The organism is Dictyobacter kobayashii (assembly GCF_003967555.1).
GTDB lineage: Bacteria > Chloroflexota > Ktedonobacteria > Ktedonobacterales > Ktedonobacteraceae > Dictyobacter > Dictyobacter kobayashii.
This window is the reverse complement of sequence record NZ_BIFS01000002.1, coordinates 1,278,008-1,298,318: the sequence shown is the minus strand read 5'-3', so window position 1 is coordinate 1,298,318 and position 20,311 is coordinate 1,278,008. Positions and strand designations below refer to the sequence as shown.

The window sequence follows — 20,311 nt, the reverse complement described above, 5'->3', positions numbered from 1 at the left end:
ATATACCCTCTTATCGCGTTAATCTCTGACGCTGCCTGAGTTTTTTCAGACGATTTTTACCATCCTCCATTTCCTCTACGCGTTTCACATTGGTTGACATTTTCTCCGTGACGGTTGGCTCTTGCTTGAGATAATCTGCCAGAGCGCTGACCGTTGGGTATTTAAAAAGGTTGATCAAGGGAATGGGGCGAGCAAAAGTGCTTTGCAATTGGAGATGGACCTGCGTTACCAGATGAGAGTGCCCCCCGAGATCAAAGAAATTCTCATGAATGCTGATTTTCTCCTTTTGCAATACTCCTTGCCAGATGGCAACAATCTTTTGTTCAACTTCGTTTCCAGGCCCACAATACTCCTGTTCCAGCCCTTCCTCCGCTTCAGTTGTAGCTACCGGCATTGGAAGAGAGCGGCGATCCACCTTCCCATTGGGTGTTAATGGTAGTGCGGACAGGGCTACAAACTCTGCTGGAACCATGGAGGATGTGACTCGTCCACGCAAAAAGTTCCGCACCTGACTTATCTGTAGTTGCCCAGAGGCTCCTGGCACCAGATAGGCGACCAGGCGTTTTTCGAAACCAGGATCTTCGCGTACAATTACTACTGCCTCTGCTACCTGCTCGTGCTGGAGCAGTACGTGCTCAATTTCACCTAACTCGATCCGGAAACCACGAATTTTTACCTGCTGATCCCGGCGTCCCAGGAACTCGAGCTCACCATTCACACGATAGCGGCAGATATCGCCCGTTTTGTAGAGGCGAGCCCCTGGTAGTGTGGCAAAAGGATGTGGGATAAAGCGCTCGGCGGTCAGCTCTGCACGCTGCAGATAGCCACGGGCCAGTCCAGCCCCGCCCAGATGCAGCTCACCGGCGAGTCCGTTGGGTACGGGCTGCAGATCTTTATCCAGGAGATACACTTCTACGTTGGCCATCTGGCGCCCAATCGAAGGGACGGTATAGCCGCTCTGTCCGGCTGCTTTGGGTGGCACAATGGTATATGTGGACTCCACCGTGTTCTCGGTTGGTCCATAGTTGTTGACGACGGTAAAGGGAAGATCGCTAGTTGGATAACTGGTCAGACAATCACCGCCTGTATGCAGATAGCGTAGACACGTAGGGAGTGGCCAGGGTAAGCGGATAAGCTGTTCAGCAATTGCAGTGGCAGTTGTACAGAACGTCAATTTCTGGTCAAGGATCCAGGCTTGCTGTAAGGCTGCCGAGTAGCGGATCTCTTCATCTGGCAGAACCAGGCAGGCGCCAGTTGTGATGGTTGGCCAGATATCCAGTACGGCAGCATCAAAGCCGATGCCCATCAGATGACCTGCACGATCCTCATCAGTCAACGCAAAGGTATGCTGGAACCAATGCACTAGATTGGATAGACCATTGTGTGCCAGTTGCACGCCCTTGGGTTTTCCTGTTGAGCCAGAAGTGTAGATCATATAGGCAAGCTGCTGTGGCAGAATCTCAACCTCCAGGTTGCTGTCCTCCTCCTGATTCCAGAGGTTTGAGTTGCTATCAATCGCACATACAAAACTTGTCTGAGACTCCATGGCCTCCTGTACCTGTGAAAGGAGGCGTTGCTGCGTTAGTACAAGCGGTGAACCTACTTCCTGTAACATATATGCCAGGCGCGCTGCCGGGTATGCAGGGTCCAGTGGCACATAGGCTCCGCCGGCCTTCAGGATCGCCAGTTCGGCTACTATTAGTTCTAGTGAACGCTCCATACATACGCAACCATTACCTCTGGCCCGACCCCTTTTCGTTGCAGAAAATGAGCGAGTTGGTTCGCCTGGCTATTCAACTCATGGTAGCTTAATTCTCCGCTCGAACTGCGTAAGGCTACTGCCGTTGGCCGCAACGCTGCCTCTCGCTCAACACGCTGGACCACTGTGTGCTCCATCACAAACGTATTGCCGTTTGAATTGCGCTTGTATAAGAGCTCCTGCCTTTCCTGCTCATCCAGTAAGGAAAAAGTGCTGATGCGCTGATCCGGTTGGCGCACAATTTCCTCTAACAGGTTGGCAAAATGACGTAGCATCAGAGCTATTGTCTGTCCGGAGAAGAGATCTGTGCTATATTCCGCCAGGCATACGATCTCGTCCTGTTCTTCCCAGGTGTTGAGGCTGAGATCAAAGCGTGAATGCCCCATATCAAAGCGTAGCGGCTTCACTTGCGTGCCCGCTAATTGAAATTGTGCCAGGGACGTGCTCTGGAAAGCGAACATCACCTGGAACAATGGATTGCGACTGACATCCCGCTCTGGCGCTAATTCTTCAACCAGACGTTCGAAGGGAACCTCTTGATGGGTATACGCATCTAACGCGACCTGGCGCGTGCGTTGTAGTAGGTCGCGGAAGGTTGGATTGCCCGTGGTATCGATACGTAATACCAGCATATTCACGAAAAAGCCGATAATATGCTCAAATTCGCTGCGTGTTCGACTGGCAATCGGAGAGCCCAGTACGATATCCTCTTGTTGCGCATAGCGAGAGAGGAGCAGAGAAAAAGCGGCCAGCAGGGTTATAAACATTGTTACCCCTTCCTGACGGCTCAACTTCTTCAATGCGGTATTCAGTTCGGCTGATAGTAGCAGGTGTTCGCGCGCCCCTTTAAAGCTCTGCGCGCCAGGGCGAGCATAATCGGTCGGCAATTGTAATGTTGCAGCCTGCTCAAGCTGCTGCTTCCAATAGACCATATGCTCTTCAAGATGTGGACCCTTTACCCAGCGTTGCTGCCAGGAGACGTAGTGGCGATACTGGAATGGCAGCTCCGCCAACTGAAACGGTCGCGCTGTCAGCGCTGCATCATATAACTCGGCCAGTTCGCGCATAAAAAGATCCATCGAACTACCATCAGAGATAATATGGTGCATCGTGAGGAGCAAGATTGCTTCATTTTGAGCCAGACTGACCACCTTTGCTCTGAAAAGTGGTCCTTGCAAGAGATCAAAGGGTAAACGAGCTTCCCGCATGGCGAGATAATGAAACCACTTTTCTTGTTCGGGCTGCGGAACCTCGCTGAGATCGACCAGTGTGAGCGCTACTTCGCTCCTGGTTGCAACGACTTGCTTAACCTGATCATCCTCCACTACAAAATGTGTACGCAACGTTTCATGGCGCTGGAGTAGTTGATTAAAGCTCTGTTCCAGGACATCGATGGAGAGGGGTCCCGATATCTGTATGCCACCAAAGATGTTATAGAGTGAGCTATTGGGATGCCATTGCTCCAGAAACCAGAGTCGCTGCTGGGCTAAAGAAAGCGGGAAGGACTTTTTTTGCCTTCCCGCTTTCTGTTGGAGCAATTGAGAGAGCAGTTCACGTTTCTGTTGGAGTGAAAGCTCAACCGTCTGTTCCATTAGTCAACCTGACTTTCATTGAGTGTCTGGGCCAACAAAACATCAATCTCGCCAGCCGAAAGCTGATCCAGTTTGCCGATGAGGTCGTCCACCTCTTCCTGGGTCAGTTCATTACTGGTTTCTACTTCAACTACCTCATCTGCCGCCTGCTCCTGCAGTGCACCATCAATGATCGCGGCCAGGCTGGCGACCGTTGGTGCATCAAAGAGAGCACGCAGCGAGAGTTCTACGTGGAAAGTATCGCGAATACGTGACATGATGCGCGCCGCGATCAGTGAGTGTCCTCCAAGTTCAAAAAAGTTGTCATGGACCCCCATTGCCTCTACATTGACCACCGTCTTCCAGATAGACATCAATGTGGCCTCAGTGGTTGTGCGTGGCTGTACCAACTCCTCTAGTTTTGTCTGCTGCACCTGTGGAGCAGGCAAGGCGCGGCGATCCACTTTGCCATTAGTGGTTAATGGAAGACTTTCCAGGAAGACAAAAAAGGCAGGGATCATATAAGCAGGTAACTTGCCTTGCAGGTATTGGCGCAAGGTATCAATGGCGAGAGCTTGTGCTGATCTGGTCACAAGGTAGGCAGTCAATTGCTTTTCACCCGCCTGATCTTCATGGAGCAAAACAACTACTTCTCGTACATCCGCATGAGCCAGCAGTGCGGCTTCAATCTCACCCAGTTCGATACGGAAACCGCGCAGCTTGACCTGAAAATCCAAGCGCCCCAGATATTCCAGCGAGCCATCGGCAAGATAGCGGGCCCGGTCACCGGTACGATATAGACGTGCACCTGGAACAGAGCTAAATGGATGTGGGACAAAACGCTGGGCGGTTAAATCAGGTTTATGCAGGTAGCCCCGCGCGTTCCCTGCTCCCCCAACGAAGATCTCACCTGGTACACCGATAGGGGCCAGCTGCATCTGCTCATTTAAAACGTAAACCTCCTGGTCGCGAATGCTGCGCCCTATCAGACTGCGCTGAGCCTGCTGCAGGTCTGCCATGCGCAATTGCTGGTAGGTCACATGAACAGTCGTTTCAGTAATCCCATACATATTTATCAAGCGCGGCTGTTGATCTCCATTGCGCTCAAACCAGGGGCGCAGAGCGGCGAGATTCAAGGCCTCACCACCAAAGACAACGGTTCGTAGATTGAGTACTTTTTCGCTGCCCAGTTCCTCCTGAACTTGCATCAGCGCGTTAAAAGCAGAGGGGGTCTGGCTTAACATCGTTACCTTCTGCGTATACAACAGATTGTAGAATGCCTCCGGCGAACGGCTCACCCAATATGGCACCATAACTAGCGTTCCCCCAAAGAGAAGCGCTCCCCAGATCTCCCATACGGAGAAGTCAAAGGCAAAGGAATGGAAACAGGTCCAGATATCATCGGGCCTGAAATCAAAATCTGCTTGCGTGGCTTTGAACAGGCGCGCCACATTTGCATGTGTCACGACCACACCCTTTGGCTGTCCTGTAGAGCCTGAGGTATAAATGATATAGGCGGTATTTTCAGGCCGTACATTACTCACAACGGGCGTCAATGGTTCGTGTGTTAGCTCTTCCTGATCAACACAGACCACCGTTAGCGATGTCTGCTGAAAGATCGAGCTTAAAGACTCTTGCGTAACCAGGATGCTGGCCTGGCAATCTGCGACGATATACAATTGTCGATCAAGAGGATAGGTCGGGTCTATCGGCACATAGGCCGCGCCGGCTTTGAGAATACCAAGGATACCGACCAGCAGATCAAGCGAACGCTCCATGCACAGTGCCACGTGATCCTCTATACCTACACCAGCGGCCTGTAAACGGTGGGCCAGTTGATTGGCCCGGCGATTTAGCTGCGCATAGGTCGCTCTATCTTCACCTGAGAGTACGGCCACCTTCTGTGGATAGAGGGCAACCTGTTCCTCAAACCGGTGCTGTAAGCAGGAGGCCGGCTCAAAATGTGCCGAGGCTGGCGCCCATTCGGTCAGAATAGCTTGCTTTTCAGCTGGCAGTAGTAGCGGGATGTCATCAATCTTCTGCTCGGGATGAAGCACCAGTTCCTCAAGCAGTTGACGATAGTGTCCCACCATCCGTTCAATCGTTGTGGCATCAAACAGATCTATGTTGTACTCCCAGATCAGTGTCATGCCCACCTCGTTTGCGTTGGTGGGTTCCTGGTCATGGGCCAGGCGTGGGATGGCAATCACATTCAGATCAAATTTGGCTGCGCCATTACTGATGCCCTCTTGAATATGAATTGAGAGCTCGGGTAATTGGAGATCAGGCAGGCGTGAATCATGGAAGCTAAACATGGCTTGAAACAGCGGATTATAACTTAAATTTCTGGGTAAGGCCAGCGCTTCTACCACTTTATCAAATGGGACATCCTCATGCTCATAAGCATCTAGCAAGAGGGTGCGCACCCGTTGTAGCAGGTCTGCAAATGATGGATTGCCAGAAAGATCGGCACGCAGGGTAATCGTATTGACAATCATACCAATGAGTGCCTCAATCTCCTGGCCGCGCCGGTTGGCTACGCCTGATCCTACACAGATGTCACTCTGACCACTATAGCGATAGAGCAAGACATAATAGGCGGCCAGCATCGTCATAAACAGGGTTACACCCTGTTGGCGACTTACTTCCTTGAGGGCCAGGTAGAGCTCAGCCGATAGATCGACCCGGGGTGCCGCGCCACGAAAGGTCTGCGTGGCTGGTCGCGGATGGTCAGTTGGCAGCTCCAACAAGGTATTTGCCCGCGCCAGCTGCTTTTTCCAATAGCCTAATTGAGCCTCTAAAACGGCACCCTGCATCCACTCGCGCTGGCAAAAGGCGAAGTCCGCAAATTGGATGGTACGTTCAGGTAGCGGTGATGGTTGCTGTTGCGCAAAGGCTTGATAGAGGGTGAGTAGCTCACCTAAGAAAACATTAAATGACCAGCCATCATGGATTAAGTGATGCTCAAGATGTAAAAGCAGATACTCATTTTCATCCAGGGCAAACAGGGTCCAGCGGGCCAGCGGTAATTGGTCGATATGCAGCAATTTCTTGCTCTCGGTATGGCTCACTTGATTGATCAGCTCCTGCTGGCGCTCAATACTCAATCCACGCAGGTCTATCAGTGGTAAGCCAGACAGCCAGGGGGCGTGCACCATCTGTACCGGTTGACCATTAACTTCTACAAAGGTGGTTCTAAAAATTTCATGCCTGCGTACCATCTCACATAGACTCCGCTCAAGTGCCTGTACATTCAGGGTTCCACTCAGGCGTAAACGGGCCTGCGCATGATAGGAAGCGTTTGATGGGTCAAGTTTGTGCATGAACCAGACCCGCTCTTGTGAAAATGAGAGTGGCAACGGCAGATCACGCGCGATAGGACGGATGACTAAGGATGGTAATAGTTGCTTTGCCTCTCCCGATTGCTCTATTAAGCTGGCTAAGGCTGCCACGGTCGGTGCCTCAAACAGACTACGCAATGGGATCGTCTGCCCTGTCGCTTCGCGCACACGAGTTATGGCTTGATCAACCAGGAGTGAATGGCCGCCCAGGTCAAAAAAGTCGGCTTCGACACTCACGCGCTCGAGATGGAGAACTGCGGCAAAGATGGTTGCGATCTTCTCCTCAAGCTGCGTGCGAGGCGCAACAAATGCCGTGGTCCCGGCTTCCGTTGTCTCTTCATAGGTCAGGAGTAGTTGGCGGTCGATCTTGCCATTTGAGGTCAAGGGCAAGCTTGCTAAGACTACGAATGCCGAGGGCACCATATACACTGGCAAGCGTTCACTTAGATGCTGCCGTAGTTGACCTATGTTCAGCTGTGCGTCCTTGTGCGGTACCAGATATGCAACCAGGCGCTTCTCCTGTCCGGCCTCTTCACGTGCCAGCACCGTGGCCTGAGCAACCAGCTCATGCTGTACCAGGGCGTGCTCTATCTCTCCTAGCTCAATCCGAAAACCGCGCACCTTGACCTGATGATCATTGCGACCTTGAAAATCGATCTCGCCATTCGCCCGATAGCGACAGATATCTCCTGTTTTATAAAGGCGCGCCCCTGGTATATGGCTAAAAGGATGGGGAATAAAGCGCTCGGCGGTCAGATCTGGTCGTTGAAAATATCCGCGGGCCAGACCCACCCCACCCAGGTACAGTTCGCCATTCTCACCAATTGGCACTGGCTGTAACAGCTCATTTAAGAGGTAGACTTCGACGTTATCAATGGGCCGACCAAGCGCCGGACTTTCCTGTATGTCGCTTCCTTCCCGCACTGGAACACGGGCATAGGTAGCCTCGACCGTGCCCTCAGTGGGTCCATAGTTGTTCACCAGCGTAAAGGGAATGTGTGCCGCTGGATACATTCCCAGGCGATCCCCTCCTACCAGGACATAGCGCAAGCTTGTATGTTCTGGCCAGGAAAAATGCAATAGCTGTTCGACAACTGAGGTTGTGGAACTGCAAATTGTAATGTGCTGTTCGATCAACCATGTCTGCAGAAGGCTAGCCGAAAAGCGGTTCTCCTCATCAGGCAAGACCAGGCAGGCGCCCGAGGCAAGAGCAGGCCAGATATCCAATACAGAGGCATCAAAACCGACACCGGTCAGATACGCAATACGATCATTGGGTGTTATGGTAAACGTTCGTTGATACCAGGCAATCAGATTAAGCAGGCCTTTGTGCGCGATCTGTACGCCTTTGGGTCGCCCGGTCGAGCCTGAGGTATAAATCATATACGCCAGGTTAGCGACCTGTACATCGATTGCTGGAGCATCAACTGGTTCATGCGACCATTCATCCTTGAGTTGTGCCTCATCCAGGACAAGCAAAGGCAATGCCTCGGCGAAAAGCGTCCCTAGATGGGCCTGTGTCAAAATGATGGGCGCCTGAACCTCAGCCAATGTGGTGGCTAAACGTTGCTGAGGATAGGTAGGGTCGAGAGGCACATATGCTCCTCCCGCTTTCAAGATTGCGAGCTCTGCCACAATTAATAGACTTGAACGTTCAAGGCAGACTGGCACCAGCACCTCTGGCCCTACCCCTTTGCGGCGTAGTATGTGAGCCAGCTGGTTCGCCTGCGTATTTAATTCATGATAACTCAATCGTTCATGTGGACCCTGGACGGCAATGGCATCCGGTTGCTGGAGGCTGCGGAGTTGCACTAATTGAGGCAGCACATTTGCTTGCGCAAAAGGCATTGCCGTAGCATTCCAGGTCTCCAAAAGCAATCGGCGTTCCTGATCAGTCATTACGGATTGCGATAACATCATAAGTAGATCCGTTTCCTTCCCTCTGTAAAACGACACATATCTCGTTACCTATGGCTACTCGTAGCGCAAGATTTCAGCAATACGCATTTTTGTGGCGCTCCTGGCCGGTCCCAGGCTTACAAGTGCGGTGATTGCTAATATAAAAACAAGCATCAAAAGCAGGTTGAAGGGATTGAATGCAAAGGGGATAGGGGTCAAGAGCAGGCCTAGCAGTTGCACAAAGATCCATGAGATGGGAATGCCCAGGAGTAGCGCAACCAGCCAGGATAGTAGCCCGAGCGCGTTCCCCTCGGTCCAGAAGACCAGCGCTACCCGGGCGCTACTCGCTCCAACGGAGCGCAGAATACCAATCTCACGTCGACGCTCCATCACACTCATGGCCAGTGAATTAAACAGGCTCATGGCGCCCACTATGGCGATAATGATCGTGGCGATATTGAGTAAGCCATAGAGAACCTGGAACTCACTCGCATCGCGCTGTATTTGCTGGCTTTCGGTACGCGTGGCGCCTGGAAGGTTGGCTGAGCTTAACGTGCTATCAACCTGTGAGGCCAGAGCATTGACCGCTGTACTGCTATGAGAGTGTGCTGCTACAATCAGGCCACTGGTTGAGTCAGCGGGTAGTTGCTGAAACTGATCGACCTGCTGCACTGGCGCAAAGATGGTACCCAGCGAATTTTGATTGACAAGGTTATTGTCCATGAGGATGCCAACAACCGTCCATTGAGCCGTGTGGACATCGTTGTGGAAATGCAACACACTGCCGACGTGCAGGCCAGATTGTTTGGCAACATTATTGCTCAGAACAAGTTGCTGTGTATGTGTATCCGTGAGCCAGTGTCCGGCCAACAATTTTTTCTGATAGAGTTGTGTCTCCGGTTGCACCGCTGTGAGTACCACATGACCCCACTGCGTATCAACGCGTGATTGGAAAAAGGGCTCGACACGTTGTACATCCTTTAAAGGAGATAACGCTGTTTGTACCTGTTGGTAGGAAACTGGATGCACCTCGGTAACGATCACATCATAATGATAGGTATCACCAATCTGATTTAGCATGGCAGCCAGAGAATTTGTTGTTGTCTGCACCGTCAGAAAAGCCAGTGCCGAGAAGCTTAGTGCCAGCAAGGTCAAGACCAGGCGCACGCGTTTGCGAAACAGGCTGCGCAGACCAAATTGGATCGTCTGTGAGAAGATGCGGCTGCCGCGTGCCAGCAAGCCAGATCCGTTGCGCGCGGAACGTTGAGACTCTAGTCCATAGCTGGCCATTGTTTCGCGTACTGTCAGGCTAGTGCCGCGATACACAGGAATGATGGCTGCCAGCAAAGGTACCCCCAGGCCAACCGCACAACTGAGCAGGATGGATAACGGATCAAGCGTAAATGGTCCGTTATCGAGGTTAAGGAGGCCGCTAATATAGTTCAGCAGGAAATAGCCTCCCACTCCTCCCAGGAGCATGCCAATCCCTGTTCCAACGATGGCATAGATGCCAACCAGAAACAGATAGTTCGCCATCACCTGGCCTCTGGTCGCGCCTACCGCTTTCATTGTCCCAATGATTGGAAATTGTTCGGTAATCACGGTCGTGATGGTGCTGATCAACAGAAAAGCACTTAAAAGCAGGGCAATGGCCGAGACAACGCTGATAATGACAAACAGATTATTTGTACCCGTTGTGTTCGTCGTTAATTGTTGTCCCAGGCTGGAGTTTTGTAGCTCAACGTGCTGCCCCTGTAGGATAGGTATCAGCTGTTGAAAGGTTTGTGTGGTTTGTGCGCGCTGCTGGACGCGTACCAGAAACAGATTCACGCCATTGACATGGAAGAACTGCTCAAAAGTCGGCTGGGTCATATAGGCCCGCGCCTGACCGGTGAGAAGCGCCGCCGGCAAACCTTTGGTCCGCACAAATCCTGCCACCGTTAGTTGAGTTTGTTGGCCTGCCACACTCAGCGGTATGCGCTCACCAGGCTGAATACCCTGCGGCCTGGACGAGAGCCACATTGGGTTGTCGCTGCAAGTCTGTGACCAATGAAGGGCTGGTCGGTGCAGTGGTTATCTGTATGTCAGCAAGAGATGATGTATCTGTCGTATAGCTAAAGCTATTTTCAAATTGGGTGGCGGCGATACTCAAGGCTGTCAGACCCATCACGCCCAGGGCGATACCTAGAATCGTCAGGAAGCTACGCATCTTGCGCCGCGTTACATCCTTTAAAGCTTTTTTTAACAGGACCCGCATAAACTTCTCCCTCACCTAGACGGCTTTGCCGTATGCCCGCGTGCTCGCGTTAATAATTCGGCCATCCAGCAGTTCAATAAAATCAGTCGAACGAGCGGCAAGAGCACGATCATGTGTGACATAGATGACGGTCTTTCCTTGCTGGGCTAGCTCTTCTAGCAGTGTAAAGACCTGGATCGCCATTTTTGAGTCCAGGTTGCCGGTCGGTTCATCGGCAATCAGAACTGGTGGATCATTTGCCAGGGCTCGGGCGATGGCGACGCGTTGTTGCTGGCCGCCGGAAAGCTCACTGGGAAGGCGATTGGCATAATCGAGCATACCGACCTGCCGTAAACTGCTCTCAACCTGCTTTTCCCAGTTTTTTCGTGCTACCACGCCGGCTAATTCCAGTGCCAGCAGGACATTCTCTTTGGCTGTCAGGGTCGGTAAAAGCTGGAAAAATTGAAACACAATTCCAACATGTTTGCCACGCCAGCGCGCCATCTGGTTTTCGCTGCGCTGCCCCAACTCCTCACCAAGGAAGCGCACGCTGCCACTATCATAGCGATCAATGCCCGTCAAAATGTTCAGCAGCGTGGATTTTCCGCTTCCCGATGGACCATTAATCGCGAAGAGACTGCCGTCTGGAACAGAAAAAGAGATATCATCCAGCAACACAAAGTGGCCGGCACGTCCAGTGATGGTTTTTTGAATATGTTCAACCGTTACCAGGGCGGAGGTCGATATGGGGGGAAAATCTGTTTAGGATATGTTTTCATGAGTAGGGTGACTCCTTATATTGTTTCTTCAATGCATGTGTCGTATTTGTAATGGCACTCACTTGTCTTCAGGTGCTTCAGTAGCTGCCTTCTTTAGTTGTGTCAGCCTCAGCATCGTAAATAAGCCCCCACCGATGATCAGGAGAGCCGTCATGGTGAAGAGTGTATCTACGGGACCAAACAGTTGATTGAATAGAACCAGGTGAACGTGTTTCAATACGTTACTATCCAGATATCCCATGCACACCACAGAGATCATTAAGGCCAGGCTCTGCAGCGGCATCAATACGGATGTGATGCGTCCCACCAGTTCACGTGGGGTAACCTGTAAGATTAAAGGCATCAATGCCACACTGATTGCTGCATTAGGTATTCCCAGCAGGAAGAAGAAGAAGAGCGCTAGCGGTAGCTCTGTACTGCGTGCATAGCACAGGAAGACCCCGCCAAATACGACCAGTGACAACCAGAAGGTGCGCTCCATGCCCAGTTTTTGCACAAACAGCCCGGCCAGCAGGGCCCCTACCACAGAACCAATGCCGTAAAATGAGCCCAGGAGACCATACATGGCGATTGATGCATGTAAATTATTCTGCGCGAAAAACACGTTCAATGAGTAGATCGATCCAGCGCCCAGGGTCGCCAGTACTAACGCGATCAGAAGTGTACTTAAAACGCGATTCGTGACACAAAATTGGAGCCCGGCCCGAAATTCTTGCATAAACTTTGCTTGCACCGCTCCCAGTGGCTTTTCTTCCTGAGCAGGAGTATTGATAGCGCGGACTGCCACAAAAGAAAGCAAGAACGAAACAGCATTGAGTAGCAGGGCCCATTTGACTCCCACCAGCGCAAACAGAAAAGCCGCCAGCGAGGGACCCAGGATCAGCGCGAGGCTCATTGTCATCTGCATCAAGACCATGGCTTTTGTGCGCTGCTCTTCCGCGACCACTTCGCCAACCAGCGCCAGCCGGGAGGGATTAAAAAATTGGGCGCAAATTGTGGCAAGCAGAACAATGACGTAAATTCCTCCCAACCAGCCAAAGGTCATGCTGGAAGTATGAGGAATAAACGTTTGAGATTCAAACATACATGCTGCAAACAGCAAAAAAATGAGACCTGCGCGTAGCAGGTCCATGCGTAACATCGTCTGGCGCTTATTCCAGCGATCCACAAACACGCCGGCGACAGGGCCAAACAGAAATGCTGGCAAGGTAGTCATCAAGAATAATATACTCACCGCTAATGGCGACCATGGCTGATTTTTCGTCAGCCCGTTACTGATCCATAAAACAAGGGTAGTATCAAAGACAAAATCGCCTAGCAGTGAAATGCATTGACCACTCCACAACAGAACAAAATTGCGATTGTGCAGCAAACTCTTTTTTTGCGTTCCCGCACCTATATGAACAAGAGGTGTGGCCTCTTCAACAGTTTCCACAGTCAATCTCCAATCTTTTGACAATAGGGCACAGACAGGTCTTCATGATTTTTGCGCATCACCATGCAACCGGGTTGAAAGGCATGCTTCGCCCTCTCGCCGACCATCTAACGAGGATGAACAACCTTTATGTACCGCTCTTCGGAGCTAAAGCTACAACAAAGAAGCGTATGTGAGTCGCGCCAGAGCCTTTACTTGATCAGCAAGCTCTCAATGAGTATGAGATGACGGTAAGTAAGGCTTTAACTCGGATGTCAAGAATGAAAAGAGCGCATCCTGCTCCGTCTGTAGAAAGAAGTGATTCCCCGCAAAGTCTTGAAAATGAAAGGGCCCACTCGTCTGCTCTTGCCAGGCAATGAGATGCTGCCTCTGCACCTCCTGGTCCAATCGTCCTCCTATAGCGGTAATCGGACAGGTAAAAGGTGGCCGTTGCGTATAGGTATATGTCTCACAAATGGTGAAGTCCGCTCGTAGGATAGGTAGAATCAGTTCCATCATTTCCGTATTTTGTAGGATCTCTTCTTGCATTCCCCCAATCGTCTCACTCCGGAAATGAACTCCTTGTCATTCAAGTGATGGAGCACCGGCAGATCCGTCCGGGAGAGTTGTGGTGCCCGGCAAGCTGAAAAGAAGAGATGCGCGGGGGTGTATCCGTAGTGACTCTGTACAAAGTGCGCCAGTTCAAAGCTAATCAAGGCTCCCATACTATGCCCAAAGAATGCAAAAGGGATATCCAGCAAAGGAAGTATCCCTTTTGCTAAGGGCTCTAGCAGCTGCGGGAGCCGGGTAAATACTTGCTCCTGTAACCGGTTTTCGCGCCCTGGGAGTTGAATCGGACACACATCTACTCCTGGCAAAAATTTGTGCCAGTTGCGGTAGGCTGAAGCACTTCCTCCAGCATACGCAATACAAAACAGACGCAAGCGAGGTCGCTGTCCCTGGTTCTTGCGGTACGCAATCCAGGATTGCTGAACTGGAGTATGAAGCATAAGATTTTCCTTGGTTGTTTCAAACATGAACGGATCAAGAACACAGCCTGCCTGAGTCCTAACGGGCCTCCATGGCTTTCTGTAAGCTGAGAGGACGCATATCGGTCCAGACCTCTTTAATGTAAGCGAGGCACTCCTCTTTCGTGCCACTCTTGCCTGCGTCTTTCCAACCAGGAGCATTCACTTTTCCCACTGGCCAGATCGAGTATTGCAGCTCGTGATTGACGACGACGTTATAAAGAATCTCTGTCTGTTCGCTATTTGACATTGGTATATAGCTTCCTTTCTTTTGAGCTCAGCAAATGTTATGACTTTTTCACCGCTCGCTATGGCGGTATTCTCAACTCATGCGAGAACATTCAAAGTATAAATTGATGCTTTTTGCTTCTCAATACTCCCCTGGGGTAAATAACTTCTACCCTCTAAAAAACTTTCTTTTAATGCTCTACCTACACCGGAGAAATACCTCGCATTGGTATATGAATACAGTAAATGCCTCAGTATACTCATTCATGGAACACGGGATGGGAAAGACAACACTGGACAAAGAAAATTCTGCCAGAAGCTGATTTATTTGGGCTTGAAACCAGCTGGACAGGATCGATTGTCCATATAACGCTTTTATAGCTTTTTATAAAGGAGCAAAAAATGCTAGAACAGGCAAAGAAGGATACGGCAACAGGTGCCATTACCACTCATGCGACTCAAGCATATACGCAGACTATGGATATGCGCGATGCCCAGCGCTATTTTACCGCTGGCTTCCGCGATGATATCAATCAACCTGCCGCCGGACCGCGTTGGGTTGGGCTGGAGAATGAGTATCCTCTTGTTTTTGCGGATGGCTCGATTATTAGTCGCGATGTCATCGATTTTCTCTGGCAGGAGCTGGTCGCGCAAGGGTGGGAGCCGCTAAAAGATGAGGCTACACAAAAAATTGTTGCCGTCAAAAAGCAGCGTCCAGATGTTGGTGGTGAGAGGAAGCATCACTACGATATCATCACAAGTGATCTGGGTTATGCCATTCTCGAAGTTGATCTGGCTCCTGCACCTTCGATCATTATTGCGGAACAACATTTGCGCCGGCTCATGCAAACCATCACGACCATCCTGGCCCAAAAGAATGCCTCGATCCTTGGTTATGGTGTGCAACCAAAAGCACAACCAGACGTCGCCTATCTGGGCGAAAAGAGCCGCTATGAGTTTATGGTCGATATCTGTAAGCAGGAGAATGTCATCAATCCTATGGGGTATGGTGTCGAGCTGCATACCCTGGATGCTTCCTGCCAGACCCAGGTCGAAATCTCGGCAGCTGAGGCTATTCCCGTCGTGAACGCACTTAATGCAACCGCAGGACTTCGGTTGGCCCTCCTGGCGAACTCACCTATCTGGCAAGGGCAAAACGATGACAAGTGCAAGTCGATCCGTCAGGAATTCCTTGATTGGTGCTGGCCTGCTCGCAAACAACAATTGGGTCTTCCACCTAGATTTCAGAATATTGAGCATTATCTTGATTACATCTTTGGCTTTCGGCCGATTGCTGTTACGCGCGATGGCGAAATGTATCGCATCAACCATCAGGGAACGTTCCGTCAGTTTTTCTTGAATGCCCATTCGCAGACTGGCTTTGCCCTGGATGGGACCAGCCAGGCACTGCAGAGTACCCTCTCAGATATCACGACGCAATGTGGCTTTGCCTGGTTCTTCAGTCGCTTACAACCAGCCTACGGAACAATCGAGGATCGAATAAGCTGCCAGCAACCACCACACGCTAACCTGTGCGCCTCTGCCCTTACGCTCGGTCTGGTAGAAAATTATCAGGCTCTGGTTGGTCTGGCGGAGACTATCTCGCTAGACCAATGGCGCGATATCCATAAACTCGCGTCTATTCATGGCCTCAACTTTACGTATCCTGGCGTCGATATCGATCGCTATATTGCCTGGCTGCTCGCGATTGCTACGCGCGGTCTGCAAAAACGTGCGTTCGGGGAAGAAAAATATTTGGAACCATTGTATCAGCGGGCAGAGACGCGCCGTTGTCCGGCCGATGACGTACGAGCTCAATTTGAGCAAGGGGCGTTTGAACAGATTGTCAGAAGCAACGATATGCGCAACTGGCTCAAAGGGTAAATCGTTCAATGGAGAAATGTTATGGAGTTACAGGTACTCGTACAAGCAATTGAAAGGCTCGTCGATCAGCATCTGCCACACTATGTAGATGATTTACGCCTGCTCTGTGCGATTGACTCTGGATCAGACTACAAACCCGGCCTGGATCAGGTAGGCATGTTTCTAGTGTCTCGCATGCAACAGCTCGGCATGACTACCTCTGTCATTGAAAATGGCTTAAATGGCAATGATGTAGTCGGCACCCTGAGCGGTCATGGTCGGGGTCGGGGAAAAATAGTGTTGCTGGGTCATATCGATACTGTTTATCCGGTAGGCGTCGCTGAGCAGCGGCCATTACAGATCAAAGGCACCAGGCTTTATGCACCTGGTGCATCTGATATGAAAGGCTGTATTCTGGCCGCGCTCTATGCATTAGAAGCCATGGTGTCATTGCATTACGACGATTTTGCTGAGATTTGTCTTCTCTGTGTTTCGGATGAAGAGACAAGTCTGCGTCATTCAATTCCATTGATCCAGCACGTATGTCGGGATAGCGATGCCGTGCTGGTTCTGGAAGCGGCGCGCGAAAATGGGGCCATTGTCAGTGCGCGCAAAGGTTCTGCCTGGTATAAGCTTACCGCGCAGGGGCATGCGGCCCATGCAGGTGTAGAACCTGAAAAAGGAAAGAATGCCATCGTTGAGCTCGCGCACCAGCTCTTACAGTTTTATAGTCTCCAGCATTATCTCGAAGGGGTAACTATCTGTCCTGGTGAGATACATGGCGGAACGGTCCCAAATGTCGTACCCGAATTTGCCCAGGCGCGTTTTGATCTGCGCTATCTACATCCAGCGGATCGCCTGATCATCGAAAATATCTGGCGCGAGATGCTTGGCAAGAAACGTGTCCCCGGCGTTCGTCTCCAGTTGGAATTAGAAGCCTATCGGGACCCCATGATTTGCAGCCAGGAGACTAAAAACTTGCTCAAGTGTCAGCGCCGACGCAAATGTGAGCCGATCCTGGCGCGTTTTGACTCAATGACCCAGGGAGTGTAGCAGGCTTCTCACCTGGTATAAAGGCCGCTGCGCTTTACCTTGACACCAGGTGAGAAGCCTGCTCAGATAAATGAGAAGCCATTGAAACGAAAAAAATAATCATTTCTTTCTTTGTTCAAAAAAGCACGCATTTGAGCTCGACACCGGCTCACATTTGCGTCGGCGCTAATACAAGCATGCTCAAATGATTGCTCAGCATCTCAGCTTTGCTGTGGATCATGTGCTGACAGGAGGGAGTTCAGATGGCAGATTTGCTACCGAGCTAGGTATTCCAGTACTGGATGGCCTGGGACCAATTGGAGGACTGGACCACAGTCCGCAGGAGTATCTCCTCCTTGATAGCATTGCTCCGCGTGCGGCGTTGTTAGCCGGTTTGATCGCAACGGTCGGCGTACAGGCCCATTTACCACTTGTCGCTTACGCATGAAAGGAACTTATGTGACCGCGTTCATTGTTCGCGTTCCCGCGACATTAGCTAATCTGGGGTCCTGTTTTCATTGCCTGGGGTTAGCGCTCAGTCTCTATAATACCTATCGGCTAGAGACATTGCCGTCAATCTCCGGGCAGCAGACGGCCCTACCCATCCTGATCACGAACTTGGGCAGCCAGGGGTATGCACCGGCGAGCGATGACCTTTTCTGTCGTGCCTTTTGTCTGCCTTTCGAGCGCCGAGGGCTTTCGCTCCCATCTGTTCGTGTTCAGATGTCGCTTGAGATTCCAGATGATTCTGGTTTGGGCAGTAGGACGGCTGCTGCCGTTGGTGGACTCCTGGGCGCCAATAGATATTTGAAGAAAAAGCAGCTGGCATTTGATATGGATGAACTTATTCTTCTTGCTATGGAACTTGCCGCTGATTTGCATGCTGATACTGTCGCGGCCGCTCTTCTAGGAGGTCTGGCGGTTGCGGTCGTCCAGGATCGAAAAGTGTACACTACAGCTATGCCCTTGCCAGGCGAGCTTAAGGTGATCATTTTCAGACCGACCTTTACCATGGGTCGCTGCGAAGAACAAAGGCCTGTATCAGCCTGGTACTCACGCACCGATGCGACCAGTTATACCAGCCGCATCGCACTCTTGTTGTCAGCTCTGCAAACTGGACAGTATCACTTGCTTGCTTCGACCATGCAAGACCAACTCCGGCCGCCCTTTCAGCCCCTTTGGCCGCTAACTGTAGCTGCTCTGACTGAAGAGGCCATGGCCGCTGGAGCACATGGAGCTTGCTTTTTGGATCATGCATCCACCCTGTTTGCTCTGGCGTCCCACAGTTATGACCGGATTATATCCGCTATCCAGGCAAGGGCCCACACTCTCAAGCTAGCTGGTAGCTGCCAACTTCTCCCGATAGAGAATCGAGGCGCCTCTACACACCCGGTCTCCCTATCTCTGCCCCAGGTTGCTCACCAGCGCGCCGTGTGATCGGTCTTTGATTGGAGGGATAAGAAAGGAAAAAATTATTAATATAAATAAAAAGGATGTAAAAAAGTAAATTGTTAATATAGTGCGAACGCTATGTAAACAGGGGATCAGATACTATATAAGCAGATCCAGAACGAAATCGGAATTTATATTACACGAGAGTGCTACCTTGTTCTGGATCGCGGTTCATCTGGTAGCAAAAAGTAATCTGAAGAAGAGGAACAACAATGACTATCAGCTCAAAAAGTATTCTGAAACCCAGCAGGGGCATCCTAGCGGGTTCATCCCTCTTACCATCATCGGTACCTATCCATCACACCGATATACTCGCACAGCAACTATGGGCCAAACAGGTCCTTATGAACATCTGGTGCCAGGTTTTAGAGCTCCCTCAGGTTGATGCTCATGCAAACTTTTTTGATCTTGGAGGCGATGCCTTGCATGCTGCGCAAATTCTTTCGCTCGCCAGGATTCAGGGGCTTCATTTTTCATTAGGACAGTTTGTTGACCATCCAACAATCTCAGAAATGGCTCAAAACATTATCTTTCAACATTAAGGAGACCAGCGATGATAAATGCTTATACTCGTTGGGAAACGTCAACAAGACATCCAGTCCTCAGGGCAGATGAGCTACATATATGGCAAGCTCCTTTGGACTTGCCATTGGAAGATGTCATGCAACTACAACAGGTACTCTCCGCAGATGAAATTATCCGCGCCCGGCGTTTTCATTTTGAGAAGGATCGTCGCCATTGGATTGCTGCGCGTGGTATATTGCGCCTGCTGCTGGGAAATTACCTGTCTATTCCGCCCGACTGTGTGCGCTTTAGCTTCAACTCTTATGGCAAGCCTTTTCTAAATCCTGCCTACCATGATAGCAAACTTCAGTTCAATCTTTCGCATTCAGGATACTGGGCGCTTTACGCTATCTGTACCCAACGGCAGGTAGGGATTGACATTGAATTGATCCGGGCTAATCTTGACTATACGCTGCTGGCCAACCATACCTTCTCACAGCACGAATACCAAACCTTGCAAGATCTTGTGCCTGCCCTGCAACAGGAGGCATTTTATAATGCCTGGACGAGAAAAGAAGCCTATGTCAAAGCCCGTGGCATAGGCCTATCTCTTCCGCTCCAACAATTTGATGTCTCATTAGTACCAGGTGAACCACCCTCTTTGCTCCATGTACAGGACGATCCTGCCGAGCCTTTGCGCTGGCAGTATTATGATCTGACTACAGAGAAAGGCTATAAAGCGGTGGTTATTACCGAAAAACCACAGGTACGCCTGCTGTGCTGGCAGTGGCACCAGTTGTCTGGCCAATATACGTATCTTTACACTACCCTTCAACAGATGCTTTAGTTACGAGCGCCGATCATACTGAGCAGTTGTACTTTCATCATTCTTAATACATCATAGGTGATAGATAATGACATGGACCATCATTAACAGAATTCTGGGTCAGGCCGCCCTCGACAAATCCTTTGAGAAAGAGTTTTTACGCGATCCAGTCGTAGCCGCCAAAAGACTCGGCTATGAATTGACGGACGAAGAAATTGAAGCATTTGCTCAGAGTAAGGCAGATACCCTCTCGGCATTTAGCAAGAATTTGCTGCACCTTTTGCCTTCTCAATAACCCCTCTTCTATATATTTACCTCTCAAGCATCCTGGCAGAGAGAAGGAGCCATAAGTTCTTCTCTAAATATATGCTCTTCTCAC

At 50.7% G+C, this 20,311-nt stretch carries 15 protein-coding genes and 1 pseudogene; 7 read left to right on the top strand and 9 right to left on the bottom strand.

Annotation, left to right across the window (positions count from 1 at the left end):
* Positions 1–10: 10 nt before the first annotated feature.
* The 9 genes and pseudogenes from EL645_RS32290 to EL645_RS32250 form a co-directional block, all read right to left on the bottom strand.
* A complete protein-coding gene (locus tag EL645_RS32290) occupies positions 11–1,720 on the bottom strand; it encodes a non-ribosomal peptide synthetase (protein ID WP_126556581.1) in 1,710 nt (569 codons plus the stop codon).
* Positions 1,705–3,351, bottom strand: a complete 1,647-nt coding sequence (locus EL645_RS32285) for a condensation domain-containing protein (RefSeq protein ID WP_126556580.1) — start codon at positions 3,349–3,351, stop codon at positions 1,705–1,707. Before EL645_RS32285 ends, EL645_RS32290 begins: the two co-directional genes overlap by 16 nt.
* Positions 3,351–8,591, bottom strand: a complete 5,241-nt coding sequence (locus tag EL645_RS32280; RefSeq protein ID WP_126556579.1) for a non-ribosomal peptide synthetase — start codon at positions 8,589–8,591, stop codon at positions 3,351–3,353. The genes EL645_RS32285 and EL645_RS32280 overlap by 1 nt, the downstream gene beginning before the upstream one ends.
* 54 nt (positions 8,592–8,645) lie before the next feature.
* Entirely contained in the window at positions 8,646–10,592 is a 1,947-nt protein-coding gene (locus EL645_RS32275; protein WP_126556578.1) for an FtsX-like permease family protein, read from the bottom strand.
* Positions 10,552–10,827: an ABC transporter permease gene (locus EL645_RS32270; RefSeq protein ID WP_126556577.1), complete on the bottom strand. Its 276-nt coding sequence runs from the start codon at positions 10,825–10,827 to the stop codon at positions 10,552–10,554. Before EL645_RS32270 ends, EL645_RS32275 begins: the two co-directional genes overlap by 41 nt.
* 15 nt (positions 10,828–10,842) lie before the next feature.
* Positions 10,843–11,484, bottom strand: a complete 642-nt coding sequence (locus tag EL645_RS32265; protein ID WP_246035649.1) for an ABC transporter ATP-binding protein — start codon at positions 11,482–11,484, stop codon at positions 10,843–10,845.
* 159 nt (positions 11,485–11,643) lie between these two features.
* A complete protein-coding gene (locus tag EL645_RS32260; RefSeq protein WP_161977871.1) occupies positions 11,644–13,020 on the bottom strand; it encodes an MFS transporter in 1,377 nt (458 codons plus the stop codon).
* Between the two features lie 210 nt (positions 13,021–13,230).
* Positions 13,231–14,009, bottom strand: a pseudogene (locus EL645_RS43335) (thioesterase II family protein).
* A 58-nt stretch (positions 14,010–14,067) separates the two neighbouring features.
* Positions 14,068–14,277: an MbtH family protein gene (locus EL645_RS32250; protein ID WP_126556574.1), complete on the bottom strand. Its 210-nt coding sequence runs from the start codon at positions 14,275–14,277 to the stop codon at positions 14,068–14,070.
* A gap of 380 nt (positions 14,278–14,657) precedes the next feature.
* On the opposite strand from EL645_RS32250, the gene EL645_RS32245 reads away from it, so the two are divergent.
* From EL645_RS32245 to EL645_RS32215, 7 genes are all read left to right on the top strand, one after another.
* Positions 14,658–16,139 (top strand): glutamate-cysteine ligase family protein, encoded by a 1,482-nt coding sequence (locus EL645_RS32245; RefSeq protein WP_126556573.1) that lies wholly within the window; start codon positions 14,658–14,660, stop codon positions 16,137–16,139.
* Positions 16,140–16,160: 21 nt separating this feature from the next.
* Positions 16,161–17,171: a M20/M25/M40 family metallo-hydrolase gene (locus EL645_RS32240; RefSeq protein WP_126556572.1), complete on the top strand. Its 1,011-nt coding sequence runs from the start codon at positions 16,161–16,163 to the stop codon at positions 17,169–17,171.
* A 184-nt stretch (positions 17,172–17,355) separates the two neighbouring features.
* Positions 17,356–17,598 (top strand): M20/M25/M40 family metallo-hydrolase, encoded by a 243-nt coding sequence (locus EL645_RS32235; RefSeq protein WP_126556571.1) that lies wholly within the window; start codon positions 17,356–17,358, stop codon positions 17,596–17,598.
* 11 nt (positions 17,599–17,609) lie between these two features.
* Positions 17,610–18,587 (top strand): homoserine kinase, encoded by a 978-nt coding sequence (locus EL645_RS32230; protein WP_161977870.1) that lies wholly within the window; start codon positions 17,610–17,612, stop codon positions 18,585–18,587.
* 227 nt (positions 18,588–18,814) lie between these two features.
* Entirely contained in the window at positions 18,815–19,144 is a 330-nt protein-coding gene (locus tag EL645_RS32225) for a phosphopantetheine-binding protein (protein ID WP_126556569.1), read from the top strand.
* 11 nt (positions 19,145–19,155) lie between these two features.
* The gene (locus EL645_RS32220) at positions 19,156–19,953 is read left to right on the top strand and encodes a 4'-phosphopantetheinyl transferase family protein (RefSeq protein ID WP_126556568.1); all 798 of its coding nucleotides are present in this window, start codon (positions 19,156–19,158) and stop codon (positions 19,951–19,953) included.
* Positions 19,954–20,020: 67 nt separating this feature from the next.
* Positions 20,021–20,227: an Os1348 family NHLP clan protein gene (locus EL645_RS32215; protein ID WP_126556567.1), complete on the top strand. Its 207-nt coding sequence runs from the start codon at positions 20,021–20,023 to the stop codon at positions 20,225–20,227.
* The last annotated feature ends 84 nt before the right edge of the window (positions 20,228–20,311 follow it).